A 19,571-nucleotide genomic window follows, 5' to 3' on the forward strand; every position below is an offset into this window, starting at 1 on the left:
AACCTTTTTTACGCAGAAGAAGCACGTTTGGATTACACAGCTAAGAACGTCTCTATCACACTACTAATAACGCATCGGCAGAGTATTAGCTCAGCGCTATCAACACACTTTAGAACTTGTAGCGAAAACCTACAGACATTAAATGAGCAGATAAATCATCTTCGCCACTCAAGTAAACGTACTCAAAGCGCACCGAGGATTTAAGCCCAACATAGTAATCAAATCCAAGCCCGATAATACCTGCCACTACGCCCTCATCAAATGAACACGCATCGCCTGTTATTACATCATTTCCACAAGAACTCTTACCTGAAATATCAGCGTTAGCAATACCTAGTTTGTAATACAACTCGCCGAATTGATTATTCGCTTTGCCTAACAACGCAAGGTAAAGTGCGTCACCATTGAGTTCGGTATCCCCTCCACTGTCGTTAATCAGATTTAGGTAGCCAACTTCCGCATACCATTGCTCATGAACTTGTCGTCCGTAGGCAACGCTGTAAGTTAGCCCTCTATCATCAAGGCTCGTAAACTCAAAATCACTATACCCAATTGAACCAACACCATAACTAGTGGAGGCACTATGTACGTTAAACGATGCGACAAGAACAATAAAACCGACTACTAACTGCTTCATTAAAACCTCAAGTTAAAAACTACAAAGCCAGAACTGTAACATTAAAATTCAAGACTTAACCCCTGAATTTAATACTGTTTTTAAATATATGGTTAGAACGTTACTTAGAACTGGCTGTAATACTTTATTTAACACTGCATTTGAAACTTCTTTTAAAGCATCTTCTAAAAGAAATACTCAAGCGTAAATTTAAGATGATCATCTCTTCTCATATAATAAAAAGTATCATCTACATCGTCGCTGGAAAAGAAATATCCATCAAGCTGCCAGCGCCAATTTGGTGAAATACGACTAGACGCCTCGATAAATGCACTAGACGTACTCGATACATCTAAGTCCTGCACGTATCCCATTAGTACTTCCGTACCATCCACATCATTAACAGTAAATCGTAACCCCACCATAAGGTCGTTTTGCCCCAACGCAAAAAAGTTATCGTCTCGTTCATCGAACTGGTACTCACTTAATATGCCCAAGCCATACTGCGTCCCAAATATCCCTTCTGTGGTATATTCGAAGCCGGTTACCACCGCAGCAAAATCTTCTGACTGTCCTTCACGATAAATAGATTCAAACTTAAGTAACCATGAGCCATAAACCGTCAGCAAATCTACGCCAACTTGGCTAATTTGCGCATAATAAGGAAGGATTTCAGGCACCCCCTCTTCGTTAATATTTGTTACGAGTTCAGGTTCACGGCTTGTTCCTGAAAAGTAAGATAAACCCACTTCCCAATCACTTATAGTTGATTGCCATCTTAATGCATAATCAACATGGCTTTGCTCACTATCTGACTCATATAGCGCATCGCCGACCGCTAGGGGTGGTCGCAGCCTACCATCAGCGCTTGCAAAAGTTCGCTCTCTGAAATATGGCAAAACAAAGGCTGAAAAAGTACCAAAGTCGCTAAAATAAGAAAAGTTGACCATGGGTTGACCAAGCTTGTCTTCCCCATCTACCGATTCGACAGTGTCAGTTTGATTTATGATGTCTACGAGGTGGATAGACTCTGTCTGCCCCCAAAATACTTTGCCAACGCCAACTTTCGTTTCCCATGTATCTGAAACATGCAGCCACTGCAACTCTCGAACATCAAAGTGCGTTCTCTCTTCATCGTACTGATCCACACGAAAAAAAGGTTTGAATAGTAAGCTGTCTTCACCATCATTCCACTCGGTATAGGTTTCAGGGCTAAGAAAAGCGGAACCGTAGGCACGTTCTTGCGTTTCATACAGGGGGTCTTGCAAGAAATACCGTAACTCGCCTCCCGCTGAGCCTGTCACATCGGTATTGGCGAGCAAAGTATAAGAAGTAGTCACAGTGGACACAAATAAAGCAATAGATTTAATCACGAATTAGCGGGCTCTTTTTAAACTATTTTTGTTGAAATCTGACTCAGACAAATCGGTATCAAATACCATGTTTTCGGTTATTAAGGCTGTAGATTTTCGGGTTTGTACGTTTCTCATATCACTGCGAGATGGACGCCAATATTTATCTTTGTAAAGTTTATAATCTTTTAACTCAAGTACCTTCAGCAACGCTCCTTTCCTGTCATAAAATTCAGTTTTATATACACGGTAGTGTGATTTATCAATCCACACTTTTTGTAACGTATAACCTGAAAAGTCGTATTGTGGAGTCTGCTCCAATACAAAACAAGCTTCACCATTAACTGTGTCGTCACCTACATATTTGTAAGAGAACTTCTCTACTTCAAACGACGTCATATCTTCAAATGCAAACTCACTGCCTACGAAAGGCCCGCTTTTATTTTTTGATGCGATACGTTTTACCCGCTTCAAAGCAGGAAGATATATCCACTGTTCGTCAGCGTCGAAAACATGTGAGAAGCTTAAAAATGCAGTGCCTTTAACATCTCGAGGGGATTGAAATACCGTTAGAGATTTATCACCGTCATTTGCCAGTTCCATAGATTTCACTGTTAATTTTCGGTTTGCTTTTTGACCTTGTGCGTTACGAAGTACCATTAGAACTTCGGATTCTGAGTTATTCCAGCCACGATCTCTCGCTTTTCGCTCCTTCGCTATTTCTAATCCTTTCAAGCTGGCTTCATTCTCGGCAGCAATGCCTTTGAACGCTATAATAGATATGAATGATGCTAATAGTACAAGGCTAATGTATTTCACTATTTTTCTCCGATAACGGTGTTTCATCTTTATCCAACCACATTAATAACGCGGGTAGGAAAATAAGGTCTACAGCTAATGCCGCAACAATAATAATAATGGTCAAAACGCCCATATGTGCATTTAACATAAAGCTTGATGAGGCAAGAACAGCAAATCCAACTATCAGCACTACCGTAGTAGTAGTAAGTGCTTTCCCTACCGTATTAAACGCGTAAATCACACTGTCTTTAACCGATTTCTTGTCCAGCCTAGCGGCATTGTATTTAGTCAAAAAGTGTACGGTATCATCAACAATAATTCCCATTGTCATGCTCAGTACAACCGATAACGCCATATTAATTTGTCCTGATATAAGTCCCCACACACCAAACCCGATAGCGGCGGGTAGTAGATTAGTAAACAAACTAACCAGTCCAAGTCGCCACGAACGTAGAGCGAACAAGATCAAAACAGAAATAAGCATTAGTGCATAAAGAGACCCCATCACCATGCTTTCCATATTTCGCTCGCCAATATGCGCAAACATTAAGGGAGGACTGGCAACTTCGAGCCTATTTTTACTATCAAGGCTCTCAAAAAAGCTTCTAGCTTCTGATTCTATCGCAGTTAAATCCTTACTCCCTAAATTATCTACAACTGCGATAATTCGCATCGCCGACTTATCAATATCTAATTGATTGCTTAAGTCTAGTCCAAAAGGCAAAGACATTTCATATAGCAGAACATACTGGGAAGCTAAATCCCCATCTTCAGGTAAGCGATAGTAACTATCGTCATCGCCATGCATATTTTTGTTCAGGCGTTTTAATGTATCGGCAAAAGACAAAACATGATGAACTTCTTCTTTCTCGCGCAGCCATTTAGTGAGCAATTCAACTCGGGCCAAAAAGTTGGGCTCAGTGGCACCGTAAGGTGTATCTGAGTAGATGACAAAGTCTATATTGGACATCCCGCCCAATTTCTCTTCGTTAATTTCTACCGCTTGCCTAAATGTACTTCTATCATCAAAATATTTAACTGCGACATCATTTAGCTCGTTGTTGACTGAAAATACACTGACACTGACAATGACTAAGGCACAAATAGGTAAAAGCGCTCGATAATTAGATGTCACCTTATTTCCTAGTCGCTCGAAGATTTTACTATTACCATCTGCTTTCACTTTTAGTGGCTTAACTAATAGCATAGCTGGTAAAAATATAAGCGATAGGGCGCATGCGAGTAGAACCCCGAATGCTGTCATGTTGCCTAAATCAGCCAAAACAGGAACTGCAGAAAAATTAAGCATTAAGAAGCCAATAGCCGTAGTAACACTAGTAATGATAATAGGTTTGGTATTGTTTCTTAAACTTTCGCTAATCGCGTTTGCATTAGTGAACCCTTTGCCAAGGAAATACCTAACGCCAACAATAATGTGGATACAGTCGGCTACCGCTAAAGTAGTTATCATTGTGGGCACGTTTACGGTAGCTGCACTCAAAAACATGCCTAGCCAGCCTGCAAGCCCTATTGTTATCCCTACAGAAAAAATAACCACCAAAAGAGTAACAATAGCCGCAATTAGCGACCTAAGAATAATGCCTACCATCACAATAATAAGTATAAACATAAGTGGGATTAAGGTACTTGCATCTTGTTTAGCTGCGACCGCGAAGGCGTCGTTCATAACAGCCACGCCGGTCAGATATATTTCATGATCAGGGTACTGTACTAATAACTGCTCTTTTACTACATTAGCAGCCGCTACCAACTCCATCACTTCTTTAGTCTGATCGCCATCAGGTAATTGCACTGTAACGTTTACTATCGAGACATCGTAGTTTTTAGAAATTAACCTCCCCATTAATTCAGGAGTGTTATTCAAAACTGTTTTTAGTTGAGAGATATCTCCCTGAGTAAGTGAATCGTAAGTAATTAGATCCTCTACGATAAGATCGTCGTCTTCTGCATAAGTATTTTGGAAGTTAGAAATTGACTCTACACGAGTAGAAAAAGGAAGCTGCCAAGCTGCGTCTGTTAAATCAACCGTAAGAGATAACGTGGATGATTTTAGAGCATTACCATCTTCTGGCACCAACATGAATGCCATATTCTCACTCTTATTGAATATGTTTTGCATTTCCTCTAAGGCTAATTTTTGGGGATTATCAGGCTCAAAGAATACTTTGTAGTCTCCTCGAAAATATAAGTTTTTCGCACCGACTAGTGCCACTAACATCGCAACAATGACAACACATATTGTTAACTTAGGTGATGCTAACCACCTTGACGTGTTCGATGACGTACTTTGCATTACAACTTCCTGTAACTCGCTCTAATAGCGAAAGTTTACCTGCAAATTGTTAATATACATAACTCAGTTAGCATAATAATTAGTATTACAACTTCGCTTTCCCCTACGCTCTTCTAATTCCAGTTTAAACAAACATTTGTAATCCCCTAATTTCCCTCACTTTTACGTTTGAAAATTTAATTTCGAGCGATTTTTTTGATCTTTTCTGAAACTGATGTAGTATTAACACCATACAACTGGTCAGATGAGCGGATGAGTCAAATATGAGTATTAGAACTAGCCTTAAAAAAGTGTTACCACCAATTTCTGTAACAGAGCAGGAAGCGTTAGACGCGGGTGACGTTTGGATTGAATCTTCTATTTATCAGGGTAAACCTGATATGCAGGCACTTCGTGATATCCCTCAAGCTAAATTGAGCGGCGAAGAGCAAGCCTTTATGGACGGTCCAGTAAATGAACTACTGGGTATGATTGATGATTTCGAATTAAACAACGGCGACCACATTCCCCAAGACGTTTTAGACTTCTTAGGTAAAAATCGCTTTTTCTCGATGATCATCCCTAAGAAATTTGGCGGCCTTGAGTTTAGCCCTTACGCTAACTCAACGATTGTTGCCACTATCGCAGCAAAATCTGGTGCAATCGCTGTAACCGTTATGGTTCCTAACTCGTTAGGCCCAGGTGAGTTACTTATGCACTATGGTACTACTGCGCAACAAGATTACTGGTTACCACGCCTTTCAGATGGCCGTGATATTCCATGTTTCGCCCTTACTAGCCCAGAAGCGGGTTCAGATGCCGGTGCTATTCCTGACGCCGCCATCGTGACTAAAGGCGAGTACAACGGCGAAGAAGTGCTTGGCCTACGTATCAGTTGGGACAAGCGTTACATAACGCTTGCACCAATTGCTACCGTGCTTGGTTTAGCATTTAAAGTATTCGACCCTGAGCAATTGCTTGGTGACAAACTAGAGCTAGGTATTACCTGTGCCTTATTGCCTAAGTCTCACCCTGGTGTAGAGCTTGGTAACCGTCACGATCCAATGGGTGTACGTTTCTATAACGGTACAACTCGTGGACAAGATGTATTTATTCCTATGGAATTTATCATTGGTGGCCAGAAAAATATTGGTCGCGGTTGGCAGATGCTAGTAGCGTGTCTTGGTGCAGGTCGTGGTATTTCACTTCCAGCAATGGGCGTTGCAACAGCACAATCTGCATTCAAAGGTACGGTTGAGTATTCATTTGTACGCGAGCAGTTCGGTGTACCTATTGGTCGCTTCGAAGGTATTCAAGAGAAGATGGCAGACATCGCGGGTAAGACTTTCTTACTTGAAGCCATGCGAGTACTTACCACTGAAGGCTTAGGCTTAGGTGTTAAACCATCGGTTGTTACCGCTATTGCTAAATATCACATGACCGAACTTGGTCGTGATGTAATGAACTCGGCTATGGATATTCAAGCAGGTAAAGCGATTCAGCGCGGCCCGCAAAATACTCTTGCCGGTGGATATGCAGCACTTCCTATTGCCATTACGGTTGAAGGTGCAAACATTCTTACTCGTAACCTAATGATTTTCGGTCAAGGTGCAATGCGTTGTCACCCTTACTTGAAAGACATGGTTGACCTTATTCACAGCAACGAAAGTTCTGCTGATAAAGAATTCAACAAAGTGTTACGTAAAACGGTTGGCTTTAGTGTTAAGAATGCATTCCGCAGTTTTGGTAAAGGTTACCTACCTTTCCTACGTGGTGCTGAGTCTGCATTGCCTGAAGTACGTAAGTACGAAAAGCGTGTAAACAGCATTTCAGCTAAATTAGCGCCACTTGCTGACTTATCACTGGCAGTACTTGGCGGTGACCTTAAGAAGGCAGAATTACTTTCAGCACGTCTTGGTGATGTGATGAGCTACCTTTATGGTGCAATGGCTGCGATTCGTTTCTACGAGCAGCGCATTGAAGACCGTAAACTTGCACTACCGTATTTCGAGTACGCTATGCAGTGGTCTTTACAACAAGCTGATCAGGCAATTGTGAACTTCATCAACAATTTTCCGAACACACCGACTCGCGGCCTAATGCGCTTACTGACCAACACTTACTCAAACAGTGTTGCAGGTATCAGCGATGACTTAGTACGTGAATTGTCTATGGCATCTATGCAAGACAATAGTGTGAAAGCGCAGCTTACTCACTTAGTTCGCGTTAGCCCAGGTGATGGTAACGACATTAACGAACAAGCATTTAAAGCGAAACATGCGGTGGCGCACTTGCTAAGCAAAGTACAAAAAGCGCTTCGCAAAGAGCCTGTAGTGCCGTTTATCTCGTTTGAACATGCATTGAACAAGCTTCAAGAGAAAGGCGTTATTAATGCTGAAGAAGCGGCTAAATTGCATGATTACAATGAAAAACGCCAACTGGCTGTTCGTGTTGATGAGTACACTTTTGACATGGAATTATTGCCTGCAACTGAGACGTTACGCGCAATTGATGGCGGAAAAAACGCGGCTTAATGTTTAACTAAACAGCCCGTTCGTAATTGAAAGCTCTGGCCTTAGGCCGGAGCTTTTTTGTTTAAAGTTTAATATCCACAAATTACATACCTTCCATTGCTGCTTATTCATGAAGCAACGTTCATTTGTAATACGTAGCACCTTGTCGTTAACTTCAAAGGTGGGAGTTTTCCTTTTGTCATCAACGCTGTATCTATCTAAATCTGAGCTACTTATCCCCTCAACTATCTACGACCTCTTTGCATACATAACTATTTCCTCCCAATGAACATAGTTTAAATAAAATTACCGTGTAAATTTTAAACAGCAGAAGCAATATTGCATGCTATTGTTAATTTAGTTGAATAATAAATATCTCGAAAGATAGAGTGAAACGCCCCTATAAGTTTGGAACGTAATGTAATTGTGAAAAGTTTTAGTGCACATAAAGGTTTGAACTCTCCCCTTACTATTACGCCGCAGATGCAGCGCGATATGGTGGATATGCTCAACGGCAATATGTTTACCGGCTTGGTAATGACATTTGTTGCCTTTTCTGGTCTAACGTTTGGCTTTAACACTGACAACGACCAAAGCACGAAAATGATTTTATGGGCGGCAATGATTATCGTTACTCTTGCTCGCTTGGCTGATGGGCTTTATTGGCATTTTCAATTAAAAGGCACCGGGTATTCAGTAAAAGCGGTAAAGTTTCGGTTCGCAGTGGGCGTGTATTTAATATCAGTTATATGGGCCCTTTATTCGGTATTACTCCACAGTAGTATGAGTGCCGTTGAACTGGCAACCACCATGGTAGTACTTGGGGCAATGGCGGGGGGCGCAGCTTCTGTATTAGCGCCGAGTAAAACACTAGTAAGCATATACACTACATCTTTACTTGTACCCATGTCTGTATGTGCCCTCTTTCACGACGATGAAAACTTTTTTGTCCTTGGTGTGTTAGGCATGGTGTTTTGGATGGGAATACTCTCTAGCTCACTTCGTTACCATAGGTTCTTCTTTGATACTGTGTCACTGAGAGATAAGAATAATCATCTTATAGAGCAGATGCGAAGCGATAAGAAAGAAACAGCAAAAATTAATGCCATGCTGCGTAAATCAAACGAACAATTAGATGATGCTAATGCCAACCTAGAAGATGAAGTTGAAAAACGTACCGCAGATATATTTAGGTTGTCAAACCGAGATCCTCTCACCAACCTACTTAATCGAAATGGATTGTTCAAACAGTTAAATACCCTTATTGAAACCACCAGAGCTCTCGATAATAACCTTGCCGTATTGTTTATCGATTTAGATGGTTTTAAGCAGGTAAATGATAGCCTTGGCCATAAAATCGGCGACATTGTGCTGGCGGAAATTGCCAACCGATTAGCGCGCTATTGTGAAAAAGACCACCTCGCTAGGTGGGGAGGCGATGAATTCGTTGCCGTTACGCCTTATGCAACGGTACATACTGCTGTTGCTGTTGCCCATGCGATGCGTAGCGGTGTTACCGAGCCCATTATTGCGTTAGACAATCAAATCACCCTAGATGCCACAATTGGGATAGCAATATACCCAGAGCATGGCAACGATACTATGACGCTAATTCAACAAGCTGATTTGACCATGTATGACCAAAAGCGCAAACAACGGGGTACCATCGGCGTTTTCAGCGAGACTTTGCATGAAAAAATTAAGCATGAGCAACATCTATGTGAGCAGTTACGCTACGCCAAAGAAAAAAATGAGTTTTCTGTGTACTACCAACCAGTAGTTTGTGCCAATACTCAGAAGATAACATCAGTAGAAGCATTGCTGCGCTGGCACTGCGATGGGCAGTTAGTGTCTCCCGCACACTTCATCCCTCTCGCTGAACGTACAGGATTAATGCCTGACATAGGCTCTTGGGTATTGAACAGAGCCTGTATAGATGCAACTGAATGGCCATTTGACGAAAAAATAGCATTATCGGTAAACGTTTCTATTAGCCAGTTATTAGGCGAGCGCTTTATCAATTCTCTAGATAAGGTGCTAGCGTCCACCAATATAGAACCAGCCCTACTCTACCTAGAAATAACAGAAAGTGTTTTTGCCAATAATATCGAAGCCGTAGCGCTGCAAATACATAATATAAAACAGCGAGGGGTTAAAATTTCAATCGACGACTTTGGTACAGGGTATTCCTCTTTAAGCCGGTTGCAGTCTATGCCTTGTGACGTAATAAAAATTGATCGCTCATTTGTACAGAATACTAATGAAGGTAGTGATACTATTATGCGCGCAACCATGCTCATCGCAAAAGAGTTTGATTGCAAGACCATTGCTGAGGGCATTGAAACCTTAGATCAAATGAACCACGTTAAAACCTTAGGCGTGGATTTTATTCAAGGCTTTCTTTACGCTAAACCAATGCCATTGAGCGACCTTAAAACCTGGTATAACGAAAACAACTAACATTCATGGCTCAACTTTATTTTTATTACTCTGCGATGAACGCAGGGAAATCTACTTCTCTTTTACAATCAGCTTATAACTATCGCGAGAGAGGCATGCATTCTCTTATTTACACCGCAGCATTTGACGATCGCTATGGTGTAGGGAAAGTAACCTCTAGAATTGGCCTACAGGCGGATGCAAAGCTTTATAGCAATGATGACGACTTGTATGAAGCAATTAAACAAGATAATGAAGACAAGCGCTTAGACTGCATTTTCATTGATGAAGCCCAGTTCCTGACGCAAGTGCAAGTTCGCCAATTAATAGAAGTGGTAGACGAACTAGATATCCCTGTGTTGGCCTATGGATTACGTACAGACTTTTTAGGGGGCACTTTTGAAGGCAGCCACTATCTTCTTGCTTGGGCTGATAAGTTGTTCGAACTGAAAACGGTTTGCCATTGCGGTAGAAAAGCTAACTTCGTGGTAAGACTAGATGAAGAAGGCAATGCTGTTACCGACGGCGCTCAAGTACAAATTGGTGGCAATGACAGATACGAGTCTATGTGTAGAAAACACTTTAAAGAGTTAGTGTGGGATAAAAACAAAATTTAATGTTTCTTCAACGCCACTCTTTGATAGTTAGTATATACTCAAGCTAATATAAGTAAGTTATTTCAAAGAGTGTCGCCTTGGATATAGACCGATATACAACACTCGTCATTGCGCTATCTAAGCCCTCGATAGATGAGCAAGATAAGCTATCTGCGATAACATCCTGCCTAAGGCTAGGCATCCCTTCTGCAAACCGAATAAGCTTATGGCGGTTCGAAGAAAATAAAACCCGAATTCGGTGCCTTTCGTTAAATCAAGATGGTCAAAATCTGGCTATCGATGATTTATCTTTATTGAAAGACGATATTCCCGATTACTTCGAGGATATTCTGAAACAGAACTTATTAGTTGCCTCAGATGCGCGAAACCATCCTGCGACTCAATGTTTTAACGAGAGTTATTTTAAGCCCAACGACATATACTCGTTACTGGACTTCACCTTTCACCACCATTTTAATCCTATCGGTATCATTTGCTGTGAGAAAACACACAGCCCAAGTTCGTGGACCCAAGATGATATAGATAGTTTAAAACGGGTAGCGAAAATCACCTCTATGTTTTATAAAAACTAGCCACTTAAAAAATCGCCTATTAAGAAGTGACTGTTTCACCCAGTTTTAAATCGAATGGTAGCACTGTACTTTTAAGCGACTCGCTGAGTAGAGCTTCTGCAGCCATCTCCCCTTTAAGCGCACTAGACTGACATACGGTGGTTAAATTGGGGCGTGTTCTATCAGCTTCTTCAATACCATCAAACCCGGTTATCTTAAGTTCTTCAGGCACTTTAATGCCCATTGAAAGCGCTGATTGCAACAACTCAAGAGCAATAATATCACTCATGCACAATACGGTATTTGGTCGAGGGTTGCTGCTTAATACTTCTTTGGCAGCTTGCTTGGCAAAATTCCTATCACTTTCTGGTATATGCCAAATCCAATCGTTGGTAATTGACGCCCCACTCTCTTCGATAGCCTTCATATAGCCATCTAACCGACGTCGAGAGATAGACGTTTGTATTTCAATTAGAGGACTGTCGTAGATACGGCATGTACTCGGCGATTCAATCAAGCGTAACCCTAAAATAGCCACATGCTCACCGGGACTAATCGCTTTTTTAGCAATTTGGTAGGCAGCATTTTGATTATCAATATTAACGGAAGGTAGCCCGTCAATGTCAAAATCCACTGTAATGGCAGGTTTATTTTGTTTAGCTAGCTCTTCAGCTAATTTATAGTTTCGCGGTGCGCCATAACAAATGAACCCATCAACGAAATCTACTACATCAAGAATGCTTTGAGAGTCGCCAGCGTAAAGTAGGAGATGCTTACCTTGCTGCTGCAATACGCTCGAAACCCCTTTTATGAAAGTGCTTGCGACGGGATCACTCACTGTATAGGGAATACTATCAGCCAAAATTAAGGCGACAATATTAGAGCGTCCTTTACGTAAAATTTGCGCTGCTTTGTTAGGCCCGGTGTAGCCAATACGCTGGCATTCGTCGAGTATTTGCTCTCGGCGAGCTTTAGATAATTGATCGGGTCTATTAAATGCATTTGAAATAGTGGCGGTAGATACACCTAACTGTAAAGCTACATCTTTAAGTGTCAGTTTTGTTTTAGTCATTATTATTTGTACTGTTCCATGCGGTAGTTATTGCGACTTCAATAAGAAAATACGTGCTATTTCACGATAAACTTATATAAAAATCGCTAATTACCTGCGATTTACAATAAAGATAACCTTAACTATATCACCACTTAAACGATTAATTCACACCTATTATCATATACCTAGGTTTGAGTAATTTTCGAACTGATATAAGCAAAAAGGTGAGTGGACCTAGTCTGACCATGTTGCTCGAGCTTTTACCGTGTCCCAAATATTTTATCACCAGCATCACCTAAGCCCGGTAATATGTAGCCCTTCTCGTCTAGCCTTTTATCTATCGCTGCAGTGAAAATTTCTACATCTGGGTGGGCATCAACTACGGCTTTAATACCTTCAGGTGCTGCCACCAAGAAAAGCCCCATGATTTTTTTGCAGCCCTTTTGCTTCAGTAAGTCAATTGTGGCAATTAACGTACCGCCCGTAGCTAACATAGGGTCGACAATTAATGCCGTACGCTCATCAATATTTTTTACCACTTTATCAAAGTAAGCCACTGGCTGAAGTGTATCTTCGTCGCGATAAAGGCCAACCACACTAATTTTTGCATTAGGAATAAGTTCTAATACGCCCTCTAGCATGCCTAATCCAGCACGAAGTATGGGTACTACCGTAATTTTTTTGCCTTTGATTTGCTTAACTTCAACATCATCACCAGACCAGCTTTTTATCACCGCCCTTTCTGTGGGTAGTGTACGAGTGGCCTCGTAAGTGAGTAAGTTGCCAACTTCTGATGCCAACTCTCGAAAGTCTTTACTACTAATTTTGGCATAGCGCATTAACCCTAATTTGTGTGCAATCAAAGGGTGAGTGATTTCATGGACGGCCATTTTACTTCCTTAAGTATCTGTTTTATTCAGTTTAACCGCTCAATGCGTTTAGGCAAAATTAACCTCGGTTTTGAACAAAAATTAATTAATACTCGCGACAACTTTGTATTAGACATCTGTTACAGATAGACTAAAATTTAAATGATAGTTCACTAAAGCACCACTAAGATCATGCAAATGGTCAAAAGGAGTTGTACCATGCAATCAAGTTATAAATTAACTTGCGCCTTATTTGTTTTTTTATGGTTAGTCCCCAACTTAAGTCTGGCATCTAACTGGGAAAGGATTCAACCTGAAGATACCGTTACGATAACACATGAAAACGGAGAGCAAGAAACCGTCTCACCATCTTGCGCGTTGCAAACGATTGATACCCCCTATGGCACCCTACCAAATGATTTTGCCTTTTTCTTCGAGCAAGGTGAAAGCGACAACTTGCTTATTTACTTCAACGGAGGCGGCGCTTGTTGGAATGATGCCACTTGTCTAGCATCTTTGGCACTAGCCTTTGACGATGATGCACTCTCAAATCCAACTTACAACCCTTCTATGTATGACGAGAATGATCCAGAAGTGGCAGGTGGTATTTTTAGCGATAGCGATGACAACCCTTTTAAAACCTGGTCGAAAGTTTTCATCCCTTACTGTACTGGCGATCTGCACCTCGGCTCTAAAGAAACATCCTACACCGATACAACCGGATTAGTTACTGGTTACCCTGGAGCTCCAGTTACGTTTCAACATAGAGGATACGATAATGCAATGGCTGTGAGAGAATGGCTGAAGCAGAAACTATCCAATGACCTTGACCCTAAACATATCCTAATGAGTGGAAGTAGTGCAGGAGGTTATGGGGCGACGTTTAATTTTCCTCATTTTCAAGAAATTACGAACAAAAAAATTAACCTGTTATCTGATGGGGCAATGGGTATTGTTTCGAGTGGCTTTGTCGATCAGTTGTTAGATTATAATGGCAATTGGGGAATCGAAAACACACTGGCACGGAACTTTCGTTCCCTTATAGGCCGCTTTAGTGCTCACTCTTTGAACAAACAAGTATTCATAAGACTCGCCTATCAATATCCTTGGAACCGGTTTGCCCAATATACAACTGGTACTGACATTATCCAGATGCAATTCTTAAAGATTACTGATCAGATTGACAATGGAAACTTAAACCCTATCACGTGGGGTTTAGGTGAGACTGATTATAATTATATCATTCCTTGGCAAATCATTATGAACTCGTCTGTTCATCTGTTATCTGCGTTTACATGGAATTATCAATTCTATGTTGGCGAAGGCACGTGCCATACAATTATGACAGACTTTTGCGAACAGAATGCGTTCCCAGTATCCAGCCCTAGCCCTTTCTACAACGAAGAAAGTGCTAGAGGCGTTGAGTTCAAAGGTTGGCTATACGATTTCGCCACTCAAAGACGTTTTCGTGAAAATAGCGTAGCTTATTATCACTAGTCTCTTACCTGACGGAGATAGTTTCTCCGTCAGGTAACGTCATTTCAATTTTAATACTACCCCCAACTGCTGCTAGGTAAGCGGATGCTCTATGCAGAGGTACATCTTGAATGCGTTTCGACTCAAGTTTACTTACGCCAGAAGCGGTAACGCAAAGCGCCATGGCCACGACTTCTTGTTTTACTCTGTGCTGCTTTCTAATTTCACCTAACGTTAATTCTCTCATTGTTTTGCCGCCGATATATTTTGGGCATAAAAAAACCCAGATAGTTTAACCTTTCTGGGCTTTTGCAAAACGTTCTTACTTTTATGCTATGCCCAGAAGCGAATACTTGCCCCTGAACACTCAGCGTCAGGCGCTATTATTGGGTATAATTGTAAAAGTAATTAAAAGTAACGTTTTGCATGATGAATTCTCTTTCGTGGTTGAAATGCGCACTTGCGCTGCTCACTTATCCTTTACCATACCATTATTAAGCGCAATCACAACAACTTTCCATTTTGGAATCTTTCTATTAAAACAGTCTGTATATAGGTGAATTAACCGTAATCATAGTAGACTATCATTCCCCTCCCGCACTCTTCCCGCCCCTTTCACATGAGGCATTTTTGAATATCGAAGGGATGACACCTCCATTTTCCTTTACTAGAAACTTACATTTTACTTGGCAACTTTAGGGTCTAAAATCACTCTTAAGGTTAACTTTAGCTACCTCAAAAATTATAATTATGAAATTACTAGTTCCCTTTTTAGTTGCTACTTCCGTTTTAGCAGGCTGCGCCGGAAAACCAGACCATCGAGACCAAGGCGAAGTATTCTTTGAAACCAAAATTAATCCCGATGGTACTAAATTATTTGCCTTTAGCATTGGTATGCCGAGCAAAAGCGATCGTGAAGATGGCAGAGGTCAACGCCCTTCTCGAGGTGGTGAAGGTGGTGGCCGCGGCGGTCGAAATGGCGGCCAAAACGCTGGAGGTGAAGCGAAAGGCGGTAACGATCGTGATGCTGAACGAATGGAAGCCTTTTACGACACGTTAAGTGAAAAGTTATTCGAAACGCAATATTGCCGTAACGGCTATATCGAAATTGATACTCATGAAACTGAAGGCCGCTATCATCTACTCGGCGAATGCCAAGAGTCAGCGTCAGACGAAGATAAAATCAAATTCGCTAACCCTTATTAATTGATATTCCATCAAATTCATTGCTGAGCACCTTATAGATATCTTGCTGTAAGAGTAACGCTTTCACTTTTCATGAAGTGACAAAGTATCTGGATTAGAGTGTGTTTAGACAAAGGATATGTTTAGACAAAGGATGTGTTTAGACAAAGAGTGTGTGGTTCGCGAGAACTTGAAAGAGGCGTTTAATACAAACGCCTCTGCCAAGCTACAAATGCCTCTGCTAATCACAATAAAAGCTAAAACTGCGCACCTACTTCAGCACCCTTTAGTTTATCTAAAAAGGGCGTAACCGCTACATCGCCCTCTTCAGGCGCCCAACTTGCAAACCCCTTGTCGTCCATCACTTCGTAGGGCCCTTGTTTAACTTCCATAAATACCACTGGTTCAAAGCAAACCGTGGCATGCCATACGTTAGGCGGGACCTCTACCCCTACACAATCACCACCCGCACTTAAGGTTACACGCTTAATTAACACGGCATTGTCGTCAAAAAATAGTAAATCGATACTCCCTTCCACAGCCATAAAAAACTCCCATTTATGCTGTTGGGTATGCCGATGCGGACGAACATAAGAGTCTGGCTCCATGGCAATGAAAAGCCGTTGAACTAAATCTTCATAACTTTTATGAACGTTATGGTTCGCTCTTCGTCTTGGGCTTGCTTTCGCACTTTCTTTCAGTGCTTCGCGCTGCTCGTGATTGAAAAGCTGGATATCGTTAAGCATGACACTCTCCTTGTTTTCTCCTCAGTGAGCTTTTTTAATTGCTTAGGCCTGCGCTGGTAGATAAATGCGAAAACCTTATCGAGGAGTTATTTCCAAAAGCTAGTGGCGTTTTAGTAATCTGGCGTGTTTATATCTTGCCGTAGATTGTACGTTAGCATTTCAGGTGTTTAAAAAGCAAAAAGACGAGCATATAGCTCGCCTTTCATTTACGTACAACACTGATTCATTAAGGTTTAGCTTAATACTCAGTGCCACTTCAAGGCTACATAAAACAGACTACATAAAACTAAAGTAGTTATGTAGACGAATTAGCCACCAAACTTGCCTAAACCCTCTACCAATAATGCTTTAATTTCTTCACCTTCCTCGGTATCGAGGTAAGCTTTTGCACTATTCACAATTTGCATGATTTGTTCTGGCTCTAAGCCTAGCGCCTCAAATTGCTTGTTCAATTCACTGACTGATTTAAAGCTATCGCTATAACTTGCGGCTTTATCAAGAATGCTGCTTAAACCACCTTCAGAAGTTACATTGCTGATATCTGGAACTGAACCTAAAAGAGACTCAAGCCCTGGCAACGAACTGCTTAGCTCATCGTACTGGCTAGCTGAAATGTTATCTTTTGCATAGTTGAAGATAGACGCTAAGCTACCTGTAGCTTGAGATTCAGTAATGCCTACCGCGTCGCTGACTGAACGGGTCATATCAGAAATATTGGGGACAGCTTCAACTTCTTCGGTCATACCGAATAAGCCTTTTAAAGAATCTAACCATCCTTCAGCATGGCTTTGTGGAGCAACAACAAGTCCTGATACTAAAACAAGCGCGTAAATTTTTTTCATCATTATTTTTAGTGAGAGTCTCGTGCAATTAGCACTGCCGACTATCCATCCTTAGTAATTTCAAGAGCCACAATTTTATGGGTATTTGTAATTTTCACAATTAGGCAAAAGGATAAAGCCACGCCCTAGTACTTACTGGTACAGGGCCGACTCATTATCAGAAGATAGCTAGCTAGTTTACGGCATACTACGAAGTGAATGAAGTTGCTCGGGCATGAATACTAAAGCGTTAATTAGCCCCATCCCGTAGCCTGGACCTTCATTGTCTAGTTCTGAACCGGGTAGGTAAAAATGCTGTGTAGCTTCTAAGCGGTAAAGGGCTGAATCGACAATGTGCCATTGGTCATTATGCCAAATTTCAGTCCAAGCATGCCCGAACGCATTTACATTGTCGTCTTGCTCAACAATCACAGTACCAATTATCACTTTAGCTGACATACCCAAAGATCGGGCTAGAGCAGCAGTAAGAACCGCATATTCGGTACAATCGCCACTACGCTGACTGGCAACAACCGAAGCAATATTAAAGCCGTGAATGTAGCTTGGGTAGGTAATGTACCCGTCAACAAAAGCCTTTAGGTTTTCTAACGCAAAGGGGGCTTGCGCGTACTCCTGCTGATAGCTAGCAACAAACGCTTTCGTACTAGCTTCACTTAAATCTATTACAAAACTATCTGCACTATGCCTCTCAATTACCGGCTTAGTAAATCGAGGCATTGGAGATAGGGTAATTGACAAGCGATTATCACCGACCTGCTCTGCAGTGACACCTTGCCAATTTGCTAAATTGGCAGCAAGCTTGATTGCGTTTGACGACACCAACTCAAAATTGATTTGCTTTGAAAGTGGCAAAGCCTGCCCTTTAGCAAGCTCGATACCAATTTCAGCCATTGATGGCACAGACTGCGCATTTACTGTTAAAGTAAACGCACTAGCAATAGTAAGGCTTAAGCCAACAAAAAAACGGGATAAAAACCGCATTATAATGTCGGATTTCCGTTAGAGTGCATCAACTCAATATCCATTTTAAGTCCACCTTGTTGCATAATACCTTTGCTAATGATGCCCTTTTTATCAGACAACACCGTCATTACCAATGGGCCCATGTCTATTTTAAGGTTGCCATTGGGGTTATCGGCAACCTCACTAATGACAATCTCAATGGCAGCGGTAGGATCGGCATCTGCTGTCCACATGTAAAACGCGCCGGAATCACTTTCCGAGTTAAGTAAATTAACCGATTCTAAATAGCTGCCGTAACTGGATATTAACCAGTCTTTGTGGGCCAGTTCCACTTCCACAGGTTTCCCCTGAAGTTCACCTTTGACCTGCCACGCATCTTCGACGTAACTAATATCGAAGCTAGATGCCATAGTGCTATTTTCAATAGTGTATTCACTTCCATTGATTAAAGAGCCATCTGGGCTGCTCCAAGAAATAGAGACCGAATCTGAACGCGCAATTGATGTTTCATCTACGGGGATCATAAAAGCGGTCCCAACTTCAATTTGAACATCACCTTCACTATCTTTTATGTATTTTTCACGGGTGAAACCCATAGGAATATCGTTAATTAATACTTGATAGGTAGAACGGTAAAATTCAGGAGTCGGTTGCGCCGCAGTGAATGCACGTACGAACGACTTAAATACAGCAACAAAAGCGCCTTGATAACCCATTTCGTTATGAATACATACTTGCAGACTATTATCAGTTTCAGCAGACAGGCCTTTTAAAAGACCTGATACTTTTTCATCGTTCTCACCTACCGTGTAAAGGGTATCGAGTGAAAGATAAGGCGTCGCGTCTACCACCCCCACATCCATGGCATAATTGAATTGCCCAGAAAGCGTTTTTTCATTTAATGCTTCCACACCCGTTAAGCTGTATTCTGCAATGGAATATAAGGAATTGGCAGGGCCGTCAAATTCACTAAATGCGTAGCACTCTACTGGCGCATCTGTACCAATATCGATGGTGTAATACCAGGTACCTTCACCAGCTTCTTGTAAAGTAGCCTGCCCTAATACCGAGCTATTTACCTGAAATTCTTCTATTTCAATAGGCGAAGAGTTAGTTACCTTGGAATCTCGAGCCATTGCCTCTTTGAACCAGTCTGGAAAGTCGTTAAGATTGACTAATTCAACGGCACTTGCGTTAAACGCCAACAAACTTGAGAGTGATAAAGAGGTAACAATACTGCCTAACTTCATGAAT

At 41.5% G+C, this 19,571-nt stretch carries 17 protein-coding genes; 6 read left to right on the plus strand and 11 right to left on the minus strand.

Annotation, left to right across the window (positions count from 1 at the left end):
- Positions 1–109 precede the first annotated feature (109 nt).
- The 4 genes from Q4561_RS04745 to Q4561_RS04760 form a co-directional block, all read right to left on the minus strand.
- A complete protein-coding gene (locus tag Q4561_RS04745; RefSeq protein ID WP_303457967.1) occupies positions 110–637 on the minus strand; it encodes a hypothetical protein in 528 nt (175 codons plus the stop codon).
- Between the two features lie 164 nt (positions 638–801).
- Positions 802–1,989 carry a hypothetical protein gene (locus Q4561_RS04750; protein ID WP_303457968.1) on the minus strand — a complete coding sequence of 396 codons (1,188 nt, stop codon included), beginning with the start codon at positions 1,987–1,989 and terminating at the stop codon, positions 802–804.
- Positions 1,990–1,992: 3 nt separating this feature from the next.
- Positions 1,993–2,787 (minus strand): outer membrane lipoprotein-sorting protein, encoded by a 795-nt coding sequence (locus Q4561_RS04755; RefSeq protein ID WP_303457969.1) that lies wholly within the window; start codon positions 2,785–2,787, stop codon positions 1,993–1,995.
- Positions 2,774–5,083, minus strand: coding sequence for an RND family transporter (locus Q4561_RS04760; RefSeq protein WP_303457970.1), 2,310 nt, complete (start codon positions 5,081–5,083; stop codon positions 2,774–2,776). The genes Q4561_RS04755 and Q4561_RS04760 overlap by 14 nt, the downstream gene beginning before the upstream one ends.
- A gap of 263 nt (positions 5,084–5,346) precedes the next feature.
- On the opposite strand from Q4561_RS04760, the gene Q4561_RS04765 reads away from it, so the two are divergent.
- From Q4561_RS04765 to Q4561_RS04780, 4 genes are all read left to right on the plus strand, one after another.
- Positions 5,347–7,596, plus strand: a complete 2,250-nt coding sequence (locus Q4561_RS04765) for an acyl-CoA dehydrogenase (RefSeq protein ID WP_303457972.1) — start codon at positions 5,347–5,349, stop codon at positions 7,594–7,596.
- A gap of 405 nt (positions 7,597–8,001) precedes the next feature.
- Positions 8,002–10,035 (plus strand): bifunctional diguanylate cyclase/phosphodiesterase, encoded by a 2,034-nt coding sequence (locus tag Q4561_RS04770; RefSeq protein WP_303457973.1) that lies wholly within the window; start codon positions 8,002–8,004, stop codon positions 10,033–10,035.
- A gap of 5 nt (positions 10,036–10,040) precedes the next feature.
- Complete coding sequence (locus Q4561_RS04775; protein ID WP_303457974.1) at positions 10,041–10,631, plus strand: thymidine kinase; 591 nt, start codon at positions 10,041–10,043, stop codon at positions 10,629–10,631.
- Between the two features lie 77 nt (positions 10,632–10,708).
- Positions 10,709–11,203 (plus strand): hypothetical protein, encoded by a 495-nt coding sequence (locus tag Q4561_RS04780; protein ID WP_303457975.1) that lies wholly within the window; start codon positions 10,709–10,711, stop codon positions 11,201–11,203.
- Positions 11,204–11,222: 19 nt separating this feature from the next.
- Here the strand turns inward: Q4561_RS04780 and Q4561_RS04785 are convergent, their stop codons facing one another.
- Positions 11,223–12,254 (minus strand): LacI family DNA-binding transcriptional regulator, encoded by a 1,032-nt coding sequence (locus Q4561_RS04785; RefSeq protein WP_303457977.1) that lies wholly within the window; start codon positions 12,252–12,254, stop codon positions 11,223–11,225.
- Positions 12,255–12,496: 242 nt separating this feature from the next.
- A complete protein-coding gene (gene upp / locus Q4561_RS04790; RefSeq protein WP_303457979.1) occupies positions 12,497–13,126 on the minus strand; it encodes a uracil phosphoribosyltransferase in 630 nt (209 codons plus the stop codon).
- A gap of 198 nt (positions 13,127–13,324) precedes the next feature.
- Here upp and Q4561_RS04795 point away from each other — a divergent pair, with 198 nt between their 5' ends.
- Positions 13,325–14,602 (plus strand): pectin acetylesterase-family hydrolase, encoded by a 1,278-nt coding sequence (locus tag Q4561_RS04795; RefSeq protein WP_303457981.1) that lies wholly within the window; start codon positions 13,325–13,327, stop codon positions 14,600–14,602.
- 4 nt (positions 14,603–14,606) lie between these two features.
- Here the strand turns inward: Q4561_RS04795 and Q4561_RS04800 are convergent, their stop codons facing one another.
- Positions 14,607–14,828 carry a DNA-binding protein gene (locus Q4561_RS04800; RefSeq protein WP_303457983.1) on the minus strand — a complete coding sequence of 74 codons (222 nt, stop codon included), beginning with the start codon at positions 14,826–14,828 and terminating at the stop codon, positions 14,607–14,609.
- Between the two features lie 503 nt (positions 14,829–15,331).
- Here Q4561_RS04800 and Q4561_RS04805 point away from each other — a divergent pair.
- The gene (locus Q4561_RS04805) at positions 15,332–15,787 is read left to right on the plus strand and encodes a hypothetical protein (protein WP_303457985.1); all 456 of its coding nucleotides are present in this window, start codon (positions 15,332–15,334) and stop codon (positions 15,785–15,787) included.
- A 236-nt stretch (positions 15,788–16,023) separates the two neighbouring features.
- Here Q4561_RS04805 and Q4561_RS04810 read toward each other — a convergent pair whose 3' ends face one another.
- From Q4561_RS04810 to Q4561_RS04825, 4 genes are all read right to left on the minus strand, one after another.
- On the minus strand, positions 16,024–16,512 hold the full coding sequence (locus Q4561_RS04810) for a WbuC family cupin fold metalloprotein (RefSeq protein WP_303457987.1): 489 nt from the start codon (positions 16,510–16,512) through the stop codon (positions 16,024–16,026).
- Between the two features lie 308 nt (positions 16,513–16,820).
- Entirely contained in the window at positions 16,821–17,357 is a 537-nt protein-coding gene (locus tag Q4561_RS04815; protein ID WP_303457988.1) for a DUF2780 domain-containing protein, read from the minus strand.
- A gap of 174 nt (positions 17,358–17,531) precedes the next feature.
- The gene (locus Q4561_RS04820) at positions 17,532–18,335 is read right to left on the minus strand and encodes a transglutaminase family protein (protein ID WP_303457990.1); all 804 of its coding nucleotides are present in this window, start codon (positions 18,333–18,335) and stop codon (positions 17,532–17,534) included.
- Complete coding sequence (locus Q4561_RS04825; protein ID WP_303457992.1) at positions 18,335–19,567, minus strand: hypothetical protein; 1,233 nt, start codon at positions 19,565–19,567, stop codon at positions 18,335–18,337. Before Q4561_RS04825 ends, Q4561_RS04820 begins: the two co-directional genes overlap by 1 nt.
- Positions 19,568–19,571: the final 4 nt, after the last annotated feature.

The sequence above is a fragment of the Alteromonas sp. 1_MG-2023 genome, assembly GCF_030547075.1.
Classification (GTDB): Bacteria; Pseudomonadota; Gammaproteobacteria; order Enterobacterales; family Alteromonadaceae; genus Alteromonas.